At 65.3% G+C, this 17,496-nt stretch carries 17 protein-coding genes and 1 tRNA gene; 9 read left to right on the forward strand and 9 right to left on the reverse strand.

Annotated features, from left to right (window positions below; translation table 11 throughout):
- Positions 1–54 precede the first annotated feature (54 nt).
- Positions 55–843: an alpha/beta fold hydrolase gene (locus AAG799_RS17090; RefSeq protein ID WP_341897881.1), complete on the forward strand. Its 789-nt coding sequence runs from the start codon at positions 55–57 to the stop codon at positions 841–843.
- A 13-nt stretch (positions 844–856) separates the two neighbouring features.
- Here AAG799_RS17090 and AAG799_RS17095 read toward each other — a convergent pair whose 3' ends face one another.
- The 3 genes from AAG799_RS17095 to AAG799_RS17105 form a co-directional block, all read right to left on the reverse strand.
- Positions 857–1,354, reverse strand: a complete 498-nt coding sequence (locus AAG799_RS17095) for a PAS domain-containing protein (RefSeq protein ID WP_341897882.1) — start codon at positions 1,352–1,354, stop codon at positions 857–859.
- Between the two features lie 80 nt (positions 1,355–1,434).
- The gene (locus AAG799_RS17100) at positions 1,435–1,929 is read right to left on the reverse strand and encodes a PAS domain-containing protein (RefSeq protein WP_341897883.1); all 495 of its coding nucleotides are present in this window, start codon (positions 1,927–1,929) and stop codon (positions 1,435–1,437) included.
- 51 nt (positions 1,930–1,980) lie between these two features.
- A complete protein-coding gene (locus AAG799_RS17105) occupies positions 1,981–2,799 on the reverse strand; it encodes a ferritin-like domain-containing protein (RefSeq protein WP_341897884.1) in 819 nt (272 codons plus the stop codon).
- Positions 2,800–2,908: 109 nt separating this feature from the next.
- Here AAG799_RS17105 and arsC point away from each other — a divergent pair, with 109 nt between their 5' ends.
- Positions 2,909–3,250, forward strand: a complete 342-nt coding sequence (gene arsC / locus AAG799_RS17110) for an arsenate reductase (glutaredoxin) (protein WP_341897885.1) — start codon at positions 2,909–2,911, stop codon at positions 3,248–3,250.
- 65 nt (positions 3,251–3,315) lie between these two features.
- On the forward strand, positions 3,316–4,248 hold the full coding sequence (locus AAG799_RS17115; RefSeq protein ID WP_341897886.1) for a DMT family transporter: 933 nt from the start codon (positions 3,316–3,318) through the stop codon (positions 4,246–4,248).
- Here the strand turns inward: AAG799_RS17115 and AAG799_RS17120 are convergent.
- The 4 genes from AAG799_RS17120 to aroA form a co-directional block, all read right to left on the reverse strand.
- The gene (locus AAG799_RS17120; protein WP_341897887.1) at positions 4,245–6,014 is read right to left on the reverse strand and encodes a hypothetical protein; all 1,770 of its coding nucleotides are present in this window, start codon (positions 6,012–6,014) and stop codon (positions 4,245–4,247) included. The genes AAG799_RS17115 and AAG799_RS17120 overlap by 4 nt on opposite strands.
- A 38-nt stretch (positions 6,015–6,052) precedes the next feature.
- Entirely contained in the window at positions 6,053–8,800 is a 2,748-nt protein-coding gene (fdhF, locus tag AAG799_RS17125) for a formate dehydrogenase subunit alpha (RefSeq protein WP_341897888.1), read from the reverse strand.
- Positions 8,797–10,485, reverse strand: a complete 1,689-nt coding sequence (locus AAG799_RS17130; protein WP_341897889.1) for an NADH-ubiquinone oxidoreductase-F iron-sulfur binding region domain-containing protein — start codon at positions 10,483–10,485, stop codon at positions 8,797–8,799. Before AAG799_RS17130 ends, fdhF begins: the two co-directional genes overlap by 4 nt.
- A 95-nt stretch (positions 10,486–10,580) precedes the next feature.
- A complete protein-coding gene (gene aroA, locus AAG799_RS17135; RefSeq protein WP_341897890.1) occupies positions 10,581–11,933 on the reverse strand; it encodes a 3-phosphoshikimate 1-carboxyvinyltransferase in 1,353 nt (450 codons plus the stop codon).
- A 163-nt stretch (positions 11,934–12,096) separates the two neighbouring features.
- On the opposite strand from aroA, the gene AAG799_RS17140 reads away from it, so the two are divergent.
- Together AAG799_RS17140 and AAG799_RS17145 are read left to right on the forward strand one after the other, a co-directional pair.
- On the forward strand, positions 12,097–12,423 hold the full coding sequence (locus AAG799_RS17140; RefSeq protein ID WP_341897891.1) for a TIGR02300 family protein: 327 nt from the start codon (positions 12,097–12,099) through the stop codon (positions 12,421–12,423).
- A 121-nt stretch (positions 12,424–12,544) separates the two neighbouring features.
- Positions 12,545–12,620, forward strand: a tRNA-Ala gene (locus tag AAG799_RS17145).
- Between the two features lie 57 nt (positions 12,621–12,677).
- Here the strand turns inward: AAG799_RS17145 and AAG799_RS17150 are convergent.
- Entirely contained in the window at positions 12,678–12,869 is a 192-nt protein-coding gene (locus tag AAG799_RS17150; protein WP_341897892.1) for a hypothetical protein, read from the reverse strand.
- Between the two features lie 98 nt (positions 12,870–12,967).
- Between AAG799_RS17150 and AAG799_RS17155 the strand changes: the two genes are divergently transcribed.
- The 4 genes from AAG799_RS17155 (at position 12,968) to speE (ending at position 16,189) form a co-directional block, all read left to right on the forward strand.
- Positions 12,968–13,513 (forward strand): PAS domain-containing protein, encoded by a 546-nt coding sequence (locus AAG799_RS17155; RefSeq protein WP_341897893.1) that lies wholly within the window; start codon positions 12,968–12,970, stop codon positions 13,511–13,513.
- 38 nt (positions 13,514–13,551) lie between these two features.
- Positions 13,552–14,511 carry a peptidoglycan bridge formation glycyltransferase FemA/FemB family protein gene (locus AAG799_RS17160; RefSeq protein ID WP_341897894.1) on the forward strand — a complete coding sequence of 320 codons (960 nt, stop codon included), beginning with the start codon at positions 13,552–13,554 and terminating at the stop codon, positions 14,509–14,511.
- Positions 14,512–14,828: 317 nt separating this feature from the next.
- Positions 14,829–15,260, forward strand: coding sequence for an adenosylmethionine decarboxylase (gene speD / locus AAG799_RS17165; protein ID WP_341897895.1), 432 nt, complete (start codon positions 14,829–14,831; stop codon positions 15,258–15,260).
- Positions 15,257–16,189, forward strand: coding sequence for a polyamine aminopropyltransferase (gene speE / locus AAG799_RS17170; protein WP_341897896.1), 933 nt, complete (start codon positions 15,257–15,259; stop codon positions 16,187–16,189). The genes speD and speE overlap by 4 nt, the downstream gene beginning before the upstream one ends.
- Before the next feature lie 77 nt (positions 16,190–16,266).
- Here speE and AAG799_RS17175 read toward each other — a convergent pair.
- Positions 16,267–17,496 (reverse strand): KUP/HAK/KT family potassium transporter (locus tag AAG799_RS17175; RefSeq protein WP_341897897.1); only part of this gene is annotated, 1,230 nt, incomplete at its 5' end.

Below are 17,496 nucleotides of genomic sequence, written 5' to 3' on the forward strand. Positions count from 1 at the left end.
ATCTACGAACTGATCGTCGCCGAATTCGCCGACCGCGTCCGCACCTGAGGCAGCATGAACAAGGGCGACATCCTGCTGCTGCATGGCGCTTTTGTCGGCGGCTGGGTGTTCGAACGGCTGCGCGGTGAACTGAACCGGCGCGGCTGGAAGACCCATGCACCCGACCTGCCTTTCCATGGCAGCGCCTTTGCCAATGCGCCGCCGCATCCCGATCTGCACCGCCAGGGCCTGGCCGAGTATCGCAATTTCCTCAGCGCCGAAATCGAGCGCATCACCCAGCCATCGCAGCCGGCGCCGGTGGTGATCGGCCATTCGCTCGGCGGCCTGCTGGCGCAGCAGCTGGCGGCGCAGAACCTGGCGCGCGCCGCGGTGCTGCTGGCGCCGGTGGCGCCCTGGGGCACCCTGCCGCATACGCGCTGGGAACTGGAAACCGTGTACGGCCTGCTCAAGAGCGGCAGCCTGACGCACAAGGCGATGGCGCCGGATTTCACCATCGCCGCCGCCTATTCGATGGACCGCATTCCCGCCGCCCTGCAGCGCGATATCTTTGCCCGCATGGTGCCAGAATCAGGCCGCGTGCTGTTTGAAACCCTGCTGTGGTGGCTCGACTGGCATGCCGCCAGCCATGTCTCGGCGCATCGTGTGCAGGTACCGCTGCTGGTGCTGGGCGGCAGTGACGACAAGGTGACACCGCCATCGACCTGTCGCGCCGTGGCGCGCCGCTATCCCGGCCGCGCCGTGTTCCGCGAGATTCCCGAGCTAAGCCATTTCATCTTCGGCGAACCCAAGGAAGACGAGGTGATCGCCATGGTCGCCGACTGGCTCGACGGACACGCCCTGTAAAGCGGCCCGCGTGTCACGGCACCGGCGCGTCAAGCGGCACGCCGCAGCCCAGCACGATATTCACCGTCGTGCCATCCGATGACAGCGGCAGCAGCACGGCCTGGAAGCGATGGCGCCGGTCACCGATCAGATAGTCATAGGACAGCGTGCGCATGGTGCCGTCGGTGACCACGCCGCGATACAGCGTCAGCAGCTCGTCACGGAATCCCACATTGGCGATATCCTCCAGCCAATGCCCGGTCAGGTCGCTGCCATGGTAGAAGACGAATTCGGTGCCGAACAGGCGATAGCGGAAACGCAGGCCGCCATCGTCGGCACGTATCACATCCACCATCAGCAGATAGCCGAGCCAAGGTTTAAGCTCGATCGGATCGAGATCGGATCGGGCCGGAAAGCGCCGGCCGCGGCGCTTGCTGGCCCAATATCCGACCAAGCCGATCAGCCTGGCATCCAGATCGGCTTCGGCGACTGGCGTGATATGCCGTACACCCGGTTGTGCGTTTCGCCCCATGCAGCAAGCCTAGACGGATTGTCAAAATCGGCAAGCGATTCGAGGATTGGCGCGGTTGCGATGCAACCGATGGCGAGTCCTCAGTATATCGCGACGGGTAATCCGCTGCTGAGGATCATGTCGATCTGCCGGCCATCTGTCGCCAGCGGCAGGATCACGGCCTGGAAGCGATGCCGCCGGCTGTCCAGCATATAATCGTAGGACAGCATCGGCGTCGCTCCCGTGGCGATGACATGGGCATAGAGGCCGATCAGCTGGTCGCGATAGACCGCATTGGCAATATCATCCACCCATTGCCCGGTCAGGTCGCCGCCGTGATAGAAAATGAATTCGGTGCCGAACAGGCGATAGCGGAAGCGCGGCTTTCCGTCTGGCTGCTGCACCACATCGATCAGGTTGATATTGCCGAGCAGGCCGCGCATGTCGAGTGGATCGATATCGGTGCGCGATGGCAGGCGCCCATCGCGGCATTTGCCGCGCCAGTAGGCCAGCAGATCCTTGAGTCGCGCATCGAGGTCCGATTCCTGGATCGGACCCTGCGGTGGCGGCTTCGCGGCGGCGACCATGTCAATCATGCCGATCTATTCTAGGCCGTCAGGCCGGCATGGCAATTGGGAAAGCGCCGGTCAGGCGGCCACGGCTGCAAGACGCCGCTGGCGCCACTGCATCACGCGCCAGACCAGGGCAGCGAAACCACGGCTGAACCGGCTCTGCGGATCGAGGTCGCAGGCCTTCAGCGCCATGCTCAGGCCGCGCTGGATATGGCCGAAGCGGTAGACCCTGCTGGCGCGCAGCTCGTAGGCCGCGCTCTGCTTTTCGCGATCGTAGACGCCTTCGCAGCCATTGCCGCACCAGTAGGCCATCGCCAGTTCGTCGTCGCTGGCCTCCTGCATGCGGCCGAGCGCGATGCGCAGGCGGCGCAGGCGGCCCATCGGCCGGGCCTGTTGATAATGCTGCAGGTGATCGTAGAACAGCTTGTAATGCCGGAACTCGTCGGCGGCGATCTTGCCCGCCACGATTTTCAGCACCGGCTCGTCGGTGGTATCGCGGATCGCGCTGTAGAAGCTGGAGGTGCCGCATTCCACCACGCAGCGCGCCACCAGCTCGCCATTGCGGCTGCCGCGCACCGAAGCCGTGACATCCAGCGGCAGGCGATAGCCTTCGGTGAAGCGGCGCATCGCCAGATCGGGATCGAAGGCCGGATCGGCCAGCTGCGCCCAACGCGCCAGCGCCGCACCATGCTGGCGCTCCTCAATGCCCCATTGACGGACCACGGCGCAGAAGGCGGCATCGTCGGCGAAGACATTGCACAGATAGGTGACGTAATCGTCGGCATTATGCTCGACCAGGGCTGCCGCCTTCACGGCGCGCAGCAGCTCGGGGTCGACCCGGGCAGGGTCGAACGCATCCCACGGGATATCGTCCAGCGTCCAGGAACCAGCCATGCCCATGTATTTAGCCAATGGTCATGAAATTGCAACTCTTGCAGTGACGGGCTAAGTACCGGTTAATACGCCCTTCTTGGCGAAATTACGGCGACAGGACGCTGCTGGCATGAGCGATGGCACCCTTTATCACAATCCGCGCTGTTCCAAGTCGCGCCAGGCGCTGGCCATCCTCAAGGCCAGCGGACTGGAGCCCGAGATTGTCGAATACCTGAAAACGCCCCTCAATGCGGCAGAGCTGAAACGCCTGCTCGGCCAGCTTGGCCTGAAGGCCAGGGACGTGCTGCGCAAACAGGAAGCCATCGAGGCCGGCATCGATCCGGCCTCGAACGAGGGTGTGCTGATCGCCGGGCTGGCCGCCCATCCGGAAGCCCTGGAGCGGCCGATCTTCGTGCGCAACGGCAGGGCCGTGCTCGGCCGGCCACCGGAAAAGGTGCTGGAGATTCTGTAGTGCTGGCCTTGGTGGAGGCCCCGCGCTAGGTTTGTCAGCATACAAACGGAAGCGTCCGCCTCACCATGACCGATCAAATCCCCGACGCGCCTGCCGCCACCGGCAGTGCGCCCGCCGCCGGCATTTCCGCCTCTTCGCTGGGCCTGCTGGCGCTGCTCACCGTCTTCTGGGGCATCAACTGGCCGATCATGAAGATCGCGCTGGAGGAAATGCCGGTCTTCACCTTCCGTGCGCTCTGCCTGGGCGGCGGCGCCATCGGCCTGTTTGCCATCGCGATCTGGAAACGCATGCCGCTTGGCATCCCGCGCGGCCATGTCGGGCATCTGCTGTGGATCAGCCTGTTCAACATCACCGGCTGGAATGTCTTCGTGCTCTATGGCCTCGGCATGCTGCCGGCCGGCCGCACCACGATTCTCGCCTTCACCATGCCGCTATGGCTGATACCGATGAGCGTGCTGCTGCTGCATGAACGCCTGACCGGCTGGAAACTGGCTGGGCTGGGCATCGGCCTCGCCGGCCTGATCGTGCTGGTGGGCGGCGAATGGGAAGCCATGGTCGCCGCCCCGCTCGGCGTGCTGCTGGTGCTGGGCGCCAGCATCTGCTGGGCGATCGGCACGGTGATGATCAAGCTGTGGCAGGTGCCGATGACCGCCGTGCCGTTTGTCGGCTGGCAGATGGTGCTGGGCGGCATTCCGATCTTCGTGATGGCGCCGCTGCTGGAAATGGATCGGTGGCATATGTATTCGACCGGCCCGTGGCTGGCCGCGCTGTATAACGCCACCGTCTGCTTCGTCTTCTGCTACTGGGCCTGGAATGTGCTGGTGCGCGTGCTGCCGGCCGGCATCAGCGGGCTGTCGACTTTGATGATCCCGGTGGTCGGCGTCTTCTCCAGCATGCTGATGCTGGGCGAGCAGCCGCGCTGGCCGGAATTTGCCGCCCTGGCACTGGTCGCCACCGCGCTGGGCATGATCCTCAAGCCGGCGAAAACTGCAGCCTAGAGCTTCCAGGCGGTCTGGAAATCCGCGATCTGGCGGCTGACCAGCCGCAAGCCGCGCGACACCAGCCAGCGCGCCGCGATTGTCTGCGCGATCCACAGCAGCCCGCGCATCAGCCAGCGCAGCAGACGATCCCACCAGCCTTCATGACCCGGTGCCGCCTTGTCCATGCCGGCAACCGCCTCCGCAAGCAGGCGTGGCACGATGGCTTTGAGCCGCGCCTCAATCAGCGGCGCGCATTCTTCGGCCAGCTTCACGCCCGCGGGCCAGGGATAGGCCGGCACTTCGGTCTCTGCCGTGCCGCAGAGCGGGATGATGGGAAATTCGCCATCGGCATGCTGCCAGTGTTTCGCAGCCTCAGGGTTGCGCGCGATCCAGTCGCCAAACACCGGATTGGCAGCATCCAGCGTGAAATGGTCGCTCAAGAATTTCTGCATGTTGCGGCGGCCGAGCTGGAAATCATGCAAGCGGTAAATCTGCGACAGGAAGGCCGCGAAACCACCCAGGCCACCGCCACAGATCGCCTGCGCGCCGACCAGCCGCTGCGTGCCATCGCGTCGTACCGGTGCAAGCAGGAAACGGCTGCGCACGTTTTCCGATGCTGCGGTTTCGAGTTCGGCCGGTTTGAAGCGGGTCTGCTGCAGCCACAGGCCGAACAGGCTGCCGGCCACCTGCAGCATGCCCGGCATCGGGCCCGGCGGCACATAGGCCGGCATCGCATCGGGAAACGGATCGAGCAACAGCAGGGCGCGATGGGCGGTATGCGGTTCGCGTGGATTGCGGCTGCCGGCACCGGCAAGGATGCGGCGGCCGAGTTCCACCGGCTCGTTATCGACCATGCCGCCATCGAGCGACCAGTAGCCATAATCCTGCGGCATCGGATCGTAGCCGGGCGGAATGCGCTTGATCTCTGTATGCGTAACACTGTCCGGTGGCGCCGGCACCACCCAGGGCCGTTCCAGATAGGTGTTGCCTGATTGCTGGATCAGGCGGCTGCGAAAGCCCACGGGGAAAGCCGCGGAGGCCGCGACCGCCTCGCCCAGCGGCTGCCAGGCCGCGCGCGCAGTCGGCGCCGGCTGGGGCAGATCGAGGCCCGGCTCGCCATCGGGACCATCTTCTGCACCGCCCAGGCCTTCGACGCGGAAATGCACATAGTCGCCATGGGTGGTGACCACCTGGCCGTCGCGGTCATCGCCGATCATGCTGATCTTGTAGGGCAGGCCCGGCAGGTTGGTGACGCTGAGCGACAGGCGATAGGGCGTGGCGATGAAAGGATAGCGCGGCGGCGGCAGCACGGCGGCATTCAGCCGATCGAGCAGATCGTCGCGGATGCCATCAACCATATCGGCATTGAGCAGCGAGGGCACGGTGGTCTCGCGCTGCAGGTCGGTGGTGGAGAACAGCGGTGCGCGGTCGGCTTCGATCACCCAGGAGCGGAAGAATTCGTTGCGCTGCCAGTTGGCGGCCTGTTTCGCATCTGCAATGCCGGTGGCCTGCCCCTGCGCATCGACATGCACCAGATCGCGGACCGGATGAATACCATGCCAGGGTGCAATCGCGGTCAGCGCGTTGCCGATGGCACCGGCCGAGGCCCCGGCGGCGCCCTTCAGCACCACTGCATGGCTGGGGACAGCCGCACCGCGATCCTTGGCCTGCTGCCACTCGCTCAGGGCTTCGTAGAGAAAATCCAGCGCACCGGCGGCATAGGCGCCGCCCGACACCGCGCCGGCATTCACCAGGCCGAGTTCAAAGATTGGCTTGTCCTGCATTTCCGTCACCCCCGCGCCCACCATAATGCGGCGGCAGACTATTCGGCGGCAACAACCTCTTGCACGGCTTCCACCTTGGCGGCGCAGAACTTGAATTCCGGGATCTTGCCGAAGGGATCGAGCTGCGGATTGGTCAGCAGGTTGGCCGCCGCCTCGAAGAAGGCAAAGGGAATGAACACCATGCCCTCGGCCACATCGCGGTCGACGCGGCATTTCAGTTCAATTGCGCCGCGCCGGGTGGATACGCGGATATGCTGGCCGACAGCCACGCCAAGCTTTGCTGCATCGCGCGGATGCAGCATGGCAATGGCCTCGGGTTCCAGCGCATCCAGCTGGGTGGCGCGGCGCGTCATCGCGCCGGTATGCCAGTGTTCCAGCAGGCGGCCGGTGGAAAGCACCATCGGATAGTCGGCATCAGGCAGTTCAGCCGGCGGCGAGACTTTCGCCGGCACGATGCGGGCGCGACCGGATGCCGTGGGGAAACCGTCGCCGAAAATGATCTCATGGCCCTGCGGATAGGTGACGGCGCCCTCGGCTTCCAGCCGGTCCCAGCCGATGCCGGTCAGCGAAGGCATCAGCGATGCCATCTCGGCATAGACATCCTTGGGGTGCGCGTAGGACCAGTTCAGCCCCATGCGCTGGGCGATCGCCTGCACCAGCTGCCAGTCCTGCCGCGCCTCGCCCGGCGGCGTGAGCGCGGCACGGCCGAGCTGCACGCGGCGGTCGGTATTGGTGAAGCTGCCATCCTTCTCGGCGAAGGCCGAGGCTGGCAGGATCACATCGGCATGGAAGGCGGTCTCGGTGAGGAAGAGATCCTGCACCACCAGATGATCGAGCCCGGCCAGGGCTTCACGTGCATGCGCCGCATCGGGATCCGACATCGCCGGATTCTCGCCCATGATATACATGGCGCGGATCTCGCCCTGCAGAATGGCATTCATGATCTCGACCACGGTCAACCCGCGTTTCGGCGCGATCTCGCCACCCCAGACCGCCTCGAAGGCCGCGCGTTTCGCAACATCCTCGACCGACTGGTAATCCGGCAGCACCATGGGAATCAGGCCGGCATCGGATGCGCCCTGCACATTGTTCTGGCCGCGCAGCGGATGCAGGCCGGTGCCGGGCCGGCCGACCTGGCCGGTGATGAGGCCCAGCGCGATCAGGCAGCGGGCATTGTCGGTGCCATGCACATGCTGCGACACGCCCATGCCCCAGAAGATGATCGAGGCTTTCGAAGTGGCATACATCCGCGCCACCGCGCGCAGCACATCGGGCGCGATGCCGCAGAGCGGCGCCATCGCTTCCGGCGTCGACTCTTTCACGGCCTGTTCCAGATCGGGGAAGCCATCGACAAAGCGCTGGATATAGGCCGGGTTGGTCAGGCCCTCGGTGATGATGACGTTGAGCAGCGCATTGAGCAGCGCCACATCGGAACCCGGCTTGAAGCGCAGGTGATGCGTGGCGTATCGGGTCAGCGCCTGGCCGCGCGGGTCGATCACGATCAGGCGTGCACCGTTCTGCCGCACGGCGTTCTTGATGAAGGTGGCGGCCACCGGGTGGTTCACCGCGGGATTGGCGCCGATCACGATGATGACCTCGGCATCCATGGCGGCCGAAAACGGCGCGGTGACGGCGGCCGAGCCGACGCCTTCCATCAAAGCCGCCACCGAGGAGGCATGGCACAGCCGCGTGCAGTGATCGACATTGTTGGTGCCAAAGCCCATGCGCACCAGTTTCTGGAACAGATAGGCCTCTTCATTCGAGCCCTTGGCCGAGCCGAACCCGGCCATTGCCTGCGGGCCCACTTCGTCGCGTACTTTCACCAGGCCCGCGGCGGCGCGCTGCAGGGCTTCTTCCCAGCTGGCTTCGCGGAAATGCGTGAAGGGATTGGCCGGATCGACCACATCATCGCCGCGCTTCGGTATGCCTTCCTTGCGGATCAGCGGCCTGGTCAGGCGGTGCGGATGATTGATGTAGTCAAAGCCGAAGCGGCCCTTGACGCACAGCCGCCCGCGATTGGCCGGGCCATCCTTGCCGGTGACATACTGAATCCTGTCATCCTTGATGTGGTAGGTGAGCTGGCAGCCGACACCGCAGAAGGGGCAGAGACTGTCGACCGCCGTGGTCGCCTTCTCGACGCCGTGATTCTGCGCATCCACCAGCGTGGCCGGCAGCAGCGCGCCGGTCGGGCAGGCCTGCACGCATTCGCCGCAGGCAACACAACTGCTGTCGCCCATCGGATCTTGGAAATCGAAGACGATCTCGGAATGATGGCCGCGGAAGGCCATGCCGATCACATCGTTGCCCTGCACCTCGCGACAGGCGCGGACGCAGAGATTGCACTGGATGCAGGCATCCAGGTTGACCGCCATGGCGCCATGGCTGCGGTCAGGCGCCGGCTGATGGTCGCGTGCAGGGAAACGGCTGTCCGTCACCTGCAGCGCTTCGGCCCAGTGCCAGAACTTGGAATCGGCATCATGCGCATCAGCACGGGCGGGCTGGTCGGCGACCAGCAATTCCATCACCAGTTTGCGCGCCGTGACGGCGCGTGCGCTGGCCGAAACCACCTTCATGCCCTCGGCCGGCGCGCGCTTGCAGCTCGGTGCCAGCACGCGCTCGCCTTCGATCTCCACCATGCAGGCGCGGCAGTTGCCATCGGCGCGATAGCCCGGCTGCGGCGTGTAGCACAGATGCGGGATATCGGTGCCGCTGCGCTTGGCCACCTGCCAGATGGTTTCGCCGGGCTGCGCCTCGACCGCTTTGCCATCGAGATGGAAGCGGATCATGTGAAGCGCTCCAGCACGGAGAGCAGCGGATTGGGCGCCGCCTGGCCCAGTCCGCAGATGGAAGCATCGCGCATCACCTGCGCCAGATCGCGCAGCAGCGGTTCGTTCCAGTCCGGCTGCGCCATGAGTGCCACGGCCTTTTCGGTGCCGACGCGGCAGGGCGTGCACTGGCCGCAGGATTCATGGCGGAAGAAACGCATCAGGTTGAGCGCGGCCGCCTTCACGTCATCCTGGCCCGACAGCACGATCACGGCGGCCGAACCGATGAAGCAGCCGTATTTTTCCAGCTGGCCGAAATCGAGCGGAATATTATCCAGGCTGGCCGGCAGGATGCCGCCCGAGGCGCCGCCGGGCAGATAGGCCATGAAGTGATGCCCCGGCAGCATGCCGCCGCAGAATTCCTCGATCAGCTCGGTGATGGTGACACCCGCCGGCGCCAGCTTGACGCCGGGATTGCGCACGCGGCCCGAGACCGAATAACTGCGCAGGCCTGTACTGCCGTTGCGGCCATGGCTGTTCCACCAGGACGCACCCTTGTCGGCGACCTGCGGCACCCAGTAGAGCGTCTCGATATTGTTGATCAGGGTCGGCCGGCCGAACAGTCCGATCTGGAAAGGAAATGGCGGCTTCTGGCGCGGCAGGCCGCGCTTGCCCTCGATGCTTTCCAGCATCGCCGACTCCTCGCCGCAGATATAGGCGCCGGCACCGCGCCGCAATTCGACCGTGAGATCGCCGAGCAGCCCGGCATCCTTCAGCGCCGCCAGCTCACGGGCGATCACGACATGCAAAGCCGGGTATTCGTCGCGCAGGTAGATATAGGCCGCCGCGGCCTCGATCACATGGGCCGCGATCAGCAGGCCTTCGAGAAAACCATGCGGATCGGTTTCCAGCAGCCAGCGGTCTTTCAGCGTGCCGGGCTCGCCCTCGTCACCATTCACCGCCAGCAGACGCGGGCCGGGCTGCGCCAGCAGCGCACGCCATTTGCGCGCGGTGGGAAAACCGGCACCGCCCATGCCGCGCAGATTGGCCGCCTCGATCTCGGCCAGCAGGGATTCACGCGTCAGCGCGCCGCTGCGCAGTTTGGCCAGCACGCTATAGCCACCTTGCGCGCGGTAGGCGGCAAGGCCCTTATATTGCGGCAGCACCGGCGCCACGGCGCCGGCCGCATGGGCTGCCTGCACCGTCTCCAGCGAGGCCGGCGCAATCACATTCTTGCCCAGCACGGCACAGGGCGCGCGGTCGCACTGGCCCATGCAGGGGGCGCGCTCGACGCGCAGACCATCGAGGGTTTCCAGCTGCGCCGCCAGTGCATCGGCACCGGCCATGCAGCAGCTTAAACTGTCGCAGACCCGCAGGGTGGTGAGCACCGGTTCGTCGCCCTCGACGACACGGAAATGCGCATAGAAGGTCGCGGTCTCGAACACCTCGGCCAGCGGCAGGCGCATCGTCTCGGCCAATGCCGCCAGCAAACCGGTTGGCAAGCCGCCGCGCGCGTCGTTGATCGCATGCAGATATTCGATCAGCAGGTCGCGGCGGCCAAAATCTGTTTGGAGGCCATCGGGCCGCAGAAGGGTGCGCAGGGCCGCATGATCGGCATCGGAGGCCTGGCGGCCACGCGGCACGGAACGCCCGGCCTTGGGCGAACCCGACCGGTGCTGGCGGGGCGTGGGAGCGGCAATGTTCATTTTAAAAAACGCGCTGGCGACTGGGACGCGCCATCATCCGCCCGCCCGGCGGAGGGATCAACAGCGCAATTCCGTCGGGCGATAGAGGTTTTCTATCAGGCCAGCTGCAGGTCGCCGCCCAATCGCCGCATCAGGTCGGCAAAGCCGGGAAAGCTGGTTTCCATCACGCGGGCATCGTCGATGCTGACGCCGTCTTTCGCCGCCATGCCCAGCACCAGGAAGGACATGGCGATGCGGTGATCCAGTTCGGTTTCGATGGCGGCACCACCCTGCGGCGGCTTGCCCTTGCCGCGAATCAGGATGCCGTCCTCGTATTCTTCCAGTTCGACGCCGCAGGCCTGCAGGCCGCGCGCCATCACCGCGAGGCGATCGCTTTCCTTCACGCGCAGTTCCTTGGCGCCGCGCACGATGGTGTCGCCCTCGGCGCAGGCAGCGGCGACAAACAGGATCGGATATTCATCGATCATGCTGGGCGCGCGCTCCGGCGGCACGGTGATGCCCTTGAGCTGCGAATGGCGGATGCTGATATCGGCGACCTTTTCGCCGCCTTCGTCGCGCACATTGTTCAGCGTGAAATCGGCGCCCATATCCTGCAGCGTATCGAACAGGCCGGTGCGCAGCGGATTGAGGCCGACATTCTGTAAAGTGATCTCGGAGCCCGGCACGATCAGCGCCGCCACCATCGGAAACGCGGCGGACGACGGATCACCCGGCACCGCGATGGTGGCGGGCTTGAATTCCGGCTGACCGGTCAGGCGGATGATGCGGCCGCCGGTTTTGGTCTTCTCGACCTCCACCGTGGCACCGAAATGGCGCAGCATGTTTTCGGTATGGTCGCGGGTCGGCTCGGGCTCGATCACCGTGGTGATGCCGGGCGCGTTCAGACCCGCCAGCAGCACGGCGGTCTTCACCTGCGCCGAGGCCACCGGCAGTTCGTATTCGATCGGCAGCGGATGCGCGGTGCCGACAACTGTCAGGGGAAGCCGCCCGCCACTGCGGCCGACAAAGCGCGCGCCGATGCGCTGCAGCGGCTCGACCACGCGTCCCATCGGACGGCGGCGCAGCGAGGCATCGCCGGTGAAGGTGGCGGCGAAATCATGGCTGGCGACCAGGCCCATGACCAGGCGGGCGCCGGTGCCGGCATTGCCCATGTCGAGCACGTCGGCCGGCTCACTCAGGCCCCCGACTCCGACACCCCAGACCTTCCAGTTGCCGTCTCCCAGCCGGTCCATCTCGGCGCCCATGGCGCGCATGGCGGTGGCGGTCCGCAACACGTCTTCGCCTTCCAGCAGGCCGCTGACCCGGGTCTCGCCCACGCTGAGCGCCCCGAAAATCAGGGCCCGGTGGGAAATTGACTTGTCGCCCGGTACTTTAGCGGTGCCGGCAAGGCCTTTTGTGCCCGGCCGGGACCGGAGCGGACGGGCTTTCTGGTCGGAACTGGCGGTCATGGGGGAAATGGTCCGGGCGGCAAACGGCTGTGGTGAAAAATACCCGCCGTTAACGGGTTGACAGGGCGCGCTTCTTTAACACAATCGCGCCGCTCCGGCCAGCCGGCCGGCTGCCGCCTCCGGGTCCTGTTTTCCCGGTCGCCGATACATGGAGATTTGCTCGATGGCTAAAGCCGAATGGGGCACCAAGCGCCGCTGCCTGAGTTGTGGCGCTGCATTCTACGATCTCGGCAAGTCGCCGATCCTGTGCCCGAAATGCGGTACCGAATTCAATCCCGAGGCGCTGGTGAAATCCTCGCGCCGCCCGGCCAAGGTGGAAGAAAAGGCCAAGCCGGTGGTCAAGGCGGTGGTGCCGGATGCCATCGACGACGAGGTTGAGGATACCGGCCTGGGCGACGACATCCTGGAGGATGCCGACGAGTTCGAGGAAGACGACGTCGCCGAGGAAATCGACGTCGAGACCCCGACCGACGAGACCGAGGAACGCTGAAGATTCGCGGCCCTTTTCCGGGCCACGAAGCACTTGCAAAGCGGCGGGGGGCGGCTTATGGTCCGCCCCCGCCGACGGACCCCGGGGAACCGCAAGGAAGCCTCTAAGTCCGTGATTTTATGGGGCCATAGCTCAGCTGGGAGAGCGCCTGCATGGCATGCAGGAGGTCAGCGGTTCGATCCCGCTTGGCTCCACCAAATCCTTTTGGCAAATCCTTCTAAAAACGCCCGTGCCGTAAGCGCGGGCGTTTTTCGTTACTGCAGGAAGCAGAGCACGCCGTAGCAGGCGCCGAGCCAGTCGCGGAAGACGACATACAGCGCGACATCCAGCGCCAGCAGCACCAGCAGGCCGGGCAGCAGCAGGTATTTGAGGAAATAGACCAGCGCCCAGCGGGTAAACCGGGGTGCGGGAATCACCATGCCATGGATGCGCGCGGGACGGGCCATGCAGGTTATGTATCCCAGGGCCGCAAAAACGGCAAAGTCATCCTGTAAAACCGACGCATGCTTTACAGGCCGCAGACAACCCGCCAAAGCTGGCAGCCATGATCGACGCTGCCCCCGGCCGCTCCACCTTTTCGACCGCCAGCCTGCTGCGCCGCGACTTCACCGCAGCCGACTGCCGCGAGCCGGCGATCGGCCAGCTTTATGACTACTGGCAGAGCCGACGCGGCCCGCATCGCTTCCCCGCCCGCCAGGATCTCGACCCCATCGAGATGAAATACGCGCTGGGCGGCATCACCATGTTCGACGTGCATCGCGATACGCCGGTGCCGGGCAGCCTGCGCTTCCGCTATCGCCTGATCGGCTCGGCCATCGTGGCGCGCGATGGCTTCGACCATACCGGAAAATGGCTGGATGAGCTGCCGCTGCTGCAATACCGCGCCCTGCTGCTCGGCCGGCTGGAGATGCTGGCACGCGATCCGATGCCGCTGCTGGTGCATAACAAGCAATTCTACGATGAACGCTGGTACGACTACGAGGCGATCTGGCTGCCGCTGGCCAGCGACCATGAAACCGTCGACATCCTGATGGCCTGCCAGATTTTCGCCAAACGCCCCTCCGGCCATGTCGGCCTGCCTGTGGCATGACGATGACCGCACCTGACCTGCGGCTGGAGCCTTGTGCCATGCCAGCCGACTGGGCCGCCGCCGAAGCCGCCCTGCGGCTCAGCGTGCTGGAACAGAGCTGGTGCTATGGCGAGGCCACCGCTGCGGCCACGCGGGGCAAGGTGCGGCCCGAACGCTGGCTGATCCACCGCGCTGACGGCAGCCTGGCCGGCCTGGCGCAGGTGTTCGTGCGTCGCATCGGCCCGTTCGGCCGCCTTGTGCGGCTGGTGCGCGGGCCGTTATTCGTGCCGGCTTTGCCGCGCGCCGAACGCGATGCGGGGCTGGCGCTGATCCGCGCCGCCTATCCCTGGCGCCAGCGCTGCCTGCTGTGGTGGCTGCCCGAGATGAATGGCGGCCGCGAATCCGAAGCTGCGCTTGCGCAACTGGGCCTGCGCCCGATGATGACCGGCTATTCCTCGATCCGGTATGACCTGCGGCCGGGCAAGGACCGGCTGCGCGCCAATCTCGACAGCAAATGGCGCAACATGCTCAAGACGGCAGAGAAATCGGCGCTGCTGCTGGAGACTGCCAGCGTCGCTGCCGGCAGCTGGAATGCGGAGGCTTTCGCCGCCCTGCTGGGCGAGCATGCCCGCCACCGGCTGGAGGCCGGCTTCCTCGGGCCCGATGCGACATTCTACGCCGCCTTCGCCGCGGCGGCGAAAACGGCACCCGCCGGTGAGGACGCCCTGCTGTTCTGGGCCCATGCCGGCACCCATCTGGGCCGGGTGCGGCCGATTGCCGGCATCCTGGTGCTGCGCCACGGCCATGCCGCCACCTATGCGATGGGCTGGAGCAACGAGGCCGGCCGCCTGGTGAAGGCGCATTACCGGCTGCTGTGGCAGGCCGTGCTGACCCTGCAGGGCCAGGGCGTCACCGACTTCGATCTGGGCGGGGTGGACACCCAGCGCGGCGCCGGGGTGGCGCGTTTCAAACTGGGCCTCAACGGCACCGTTTTCACGCTGGCCGGCAGCTATCTCTGACTGCGTCAGACCGTCACAGGCCGCAGCCCCGGAAACCCCGGAATTGTGACAGTCGCACCACAGCTTAAAAAAATACCCCCCAGCACCGGCCGGGGGGTCGATTCCGCTTGCATCAGGGGGGGAATGGCCCCATACCCCCCTCCCAGAGACTGTTTGGAAAGCTGCGAACTGGCCGTTGGCACTGTCGTCTGTGCCGACCGGAACCACGGGGCTTTCCCAACAGTCTCTCTGCCAATCGGATACCCCCTTAGCGTTACCGGGGGTGCACATTTTCCTCAGGATTGCGGATAGCAATCCCCGTGGTGGAGAGACCTGTTATGAGCAAGAATTCCCTGAAGCCCGTCCTGCATGCCGTGCCGACCGAAGTCGATGCGGCCGAAGAGCATTTCATCTGCAAGGACGGCATGCGCTATGCCGGCATGCACCTGATCATCGATCTGTGGGGCGGCAAGCATCTCGATAACCTGGCGCTGGTCAAGCAGACGCTGACCGAGGCCGTGGCCGAGATCGGCGCCACCCTGCTCAATATCGACCTGCATCACTTCGAGCCCAATGGCGGCATCTCCGGCGTGGCCGTGCTGGCCGAGAGCCACATGTCGATCCACACCTGGCCGGAAAAGGGCTATGCCGCACTCGACGTCTTCGTCTGCGGCGACTGCCAGCCGCAGAAGGCGATTCCGGTGCTGCGCCGCGCCTTCCTGCCCGACAACATCCAGTGCACCGAACTGAAGCGGGGCCTGGTGCTGTGACCACCTGGTTCAACGAAACCCTGTACAAGGGCTTCCGTCAGAGCCACGAGGTCAAGAAGGTTCTCTTCGAGGGCAAGTCGAAATACCAGCAGGTCGGCGTGTTCGAGAGCGGCCGCTTTGGCCGCGTGCTCGCGCTGGATGGCGTGGTGCAATGCACCGAGGGCGACGAATTCGTCTACCACGAGATGCTGACCCATCTGCCGATCCTGGCGCATGGTGCCGTGCAGTCGGTGCTGATCATCGGCGGCGGCGACGGCGGCATCCTTGAGGAAGTCCTGAAGCACAAGGCGATCAAGCGCGTCACCATGGTCGAGATCGACGGTGACGTGATCGAGGTGGCCAAGAAGTATCTGCCGAAAATCTGCGGCAAGGCCTTCTCCGACAAGCGCACCAACCTGATCGTCGGCGATGGCGCCGCCTATGTGGCCGAAACCAAGGACCGCTACGACATCGTGATCGTGGACCGCCCGGACCCGGTCGGCCCGGCCACCGTGCTGTTCAGCGAGGGGTTCTACAAGAACTGCCGCCGCGTGATGAAGCCGAACGGCATTCTGGTGGCGCAGAACGGCGTGCCGCATATGCAGGGCCCGGAACTGACGGAAGCCGTGAAGCTGTTCCAGAAGCTGTGGGCGCAGTCCGGCACCTATCTGGCCGTGGTGCCGACCTATGTCTGCGGCTTCATGTCGATGACCTGGGCGTCTGACCGCGACATCACCGATGTCGATCCACGCAAGGTGTTTGCCCGTTTCGACAAGGCCCGCCTGCCGGCGCTGAACTACTACAACCCGGAAATCCATTTCGGCGCCTTCGCGCTGCCCAATTTCGTCGCGCGCCTGCTGCCGGCCCCGAAAAAGCCGGTGCCGAAAAAAGTTGTGAAGACGGCTGCGAAGAAAAAGGCTGCGCTGAAGAAGAAAAAGGCGAAGCGCTAGGCTTCAGTAGAAGCACAAGCGAGTACCCGACTTACCAACGCCCGCCGGCTTGTCCGGCGGGCGTTTTGCTGTCTGCGTCAGACTTTCATCGGCAGGATCACCATCGGCATGCCGCGCAGATGCAGCAGACGTTGCAATGAGAGCGCCGTGGTGTTGTGCAACAGGCGGGTGAAGACGTTGTCGTTATGGAACAGCAGTTTCGAGGCGAAGAACACCGTGTTGGGATAGGCCTTCAGCGCCTCCCCGGCCAGCTGGTCGAGCAGTTGCACCGTATCGGTGCCATAGGCCACGTAAGACCCGGTGGCGATGCCGCGCCGCGCGCACCAGCTGGAGAAACGCTGCAGCCGCGCATCGATCTCCGCCTGCATGCGGGCGACTTTTTCCTGGCCGTGGAACTGCTCGGTATCGATCTCGCCGACGGTGAGGAAGATCACGTTCTTGAACTGGTTGGGGAACAGGGTGAGCGCCGCCAGCAGGGTATGCATGGCCACGCCGTCGCGACTCCCTAAGAACAGCGCCGCGGTGCGCGCCTTGGGATCCGGCACCAGCTCCGGCTGCGGCGCCACGCTCTGGCCATTGCCGAACAGCGCATCGGCCTCGGCGAGCTGGCGGTTGACGCTGTCGTAATGGCGCTTGATGCCAAGACCGACCAGAAAAACGAAACCGGTGGCCAGCACGGTGAACCAGGCGCCATCGGCGAATTTTTCCACCAGCGTCACCAGCAGGATGCCGAAGGTGACAATGAAGCCGAGCAGCGACTGCGCCAGGCCGAAAACCCAGCCCCGGGTTTCGCGATGGGTGAGCCAGTAGCGGCACAGGCCGGCGAGGCAGAGCGAGAAGGTGAGGAACACGTTGATCGAATAGAGCACGACCAGCAGATGCACCTCGCCGCCGGTGATCCACAGCGCGCCGATGGCGGCCAGGCCCATCACCACGATGCCGTCCTGGGTCACCAGGCGATCCGACAGCTGGCTGAACTGGTGCGGCATCCAGCGGTCGACCGCCATATTCGCCAGCACCGCCGGACCGCCGAGGAAGCCGGTATTGGCGGCGACGAACAGCAGGGCCGCGGCAAAGGCCAGCGTGACCGCGAGCAGCACCGGCACCATATGGCCGCCGCCGAACAACTCCAGCAGCACCGATTCGAACACGGTCGCGTTCAGCGTGCGGCCCGGCTGCTTGGCCGCGCCCCACAGCAGGTAGAGCACGATCAGGCCGGCCGCGGTGATCGCCAGCGACAGCGCCATGTAGAGCATGGTCCATCTGCCGGTGCGCACACGCGGCTCGCGCAGCATGTTGACGTTGTT

The sequence above is a fragment of the Ferrovibrio terrae genome (genome assembly GCF_943371255.1).
GTDB classification, from domain to species: domain Bacteria; phylum Pseudomonadota; class Alphaproteobacteria; order Ferrovibrionales; family Ferrovibrionaceae; genus Ferrovibrio; species Ferrovibrio terrae_B.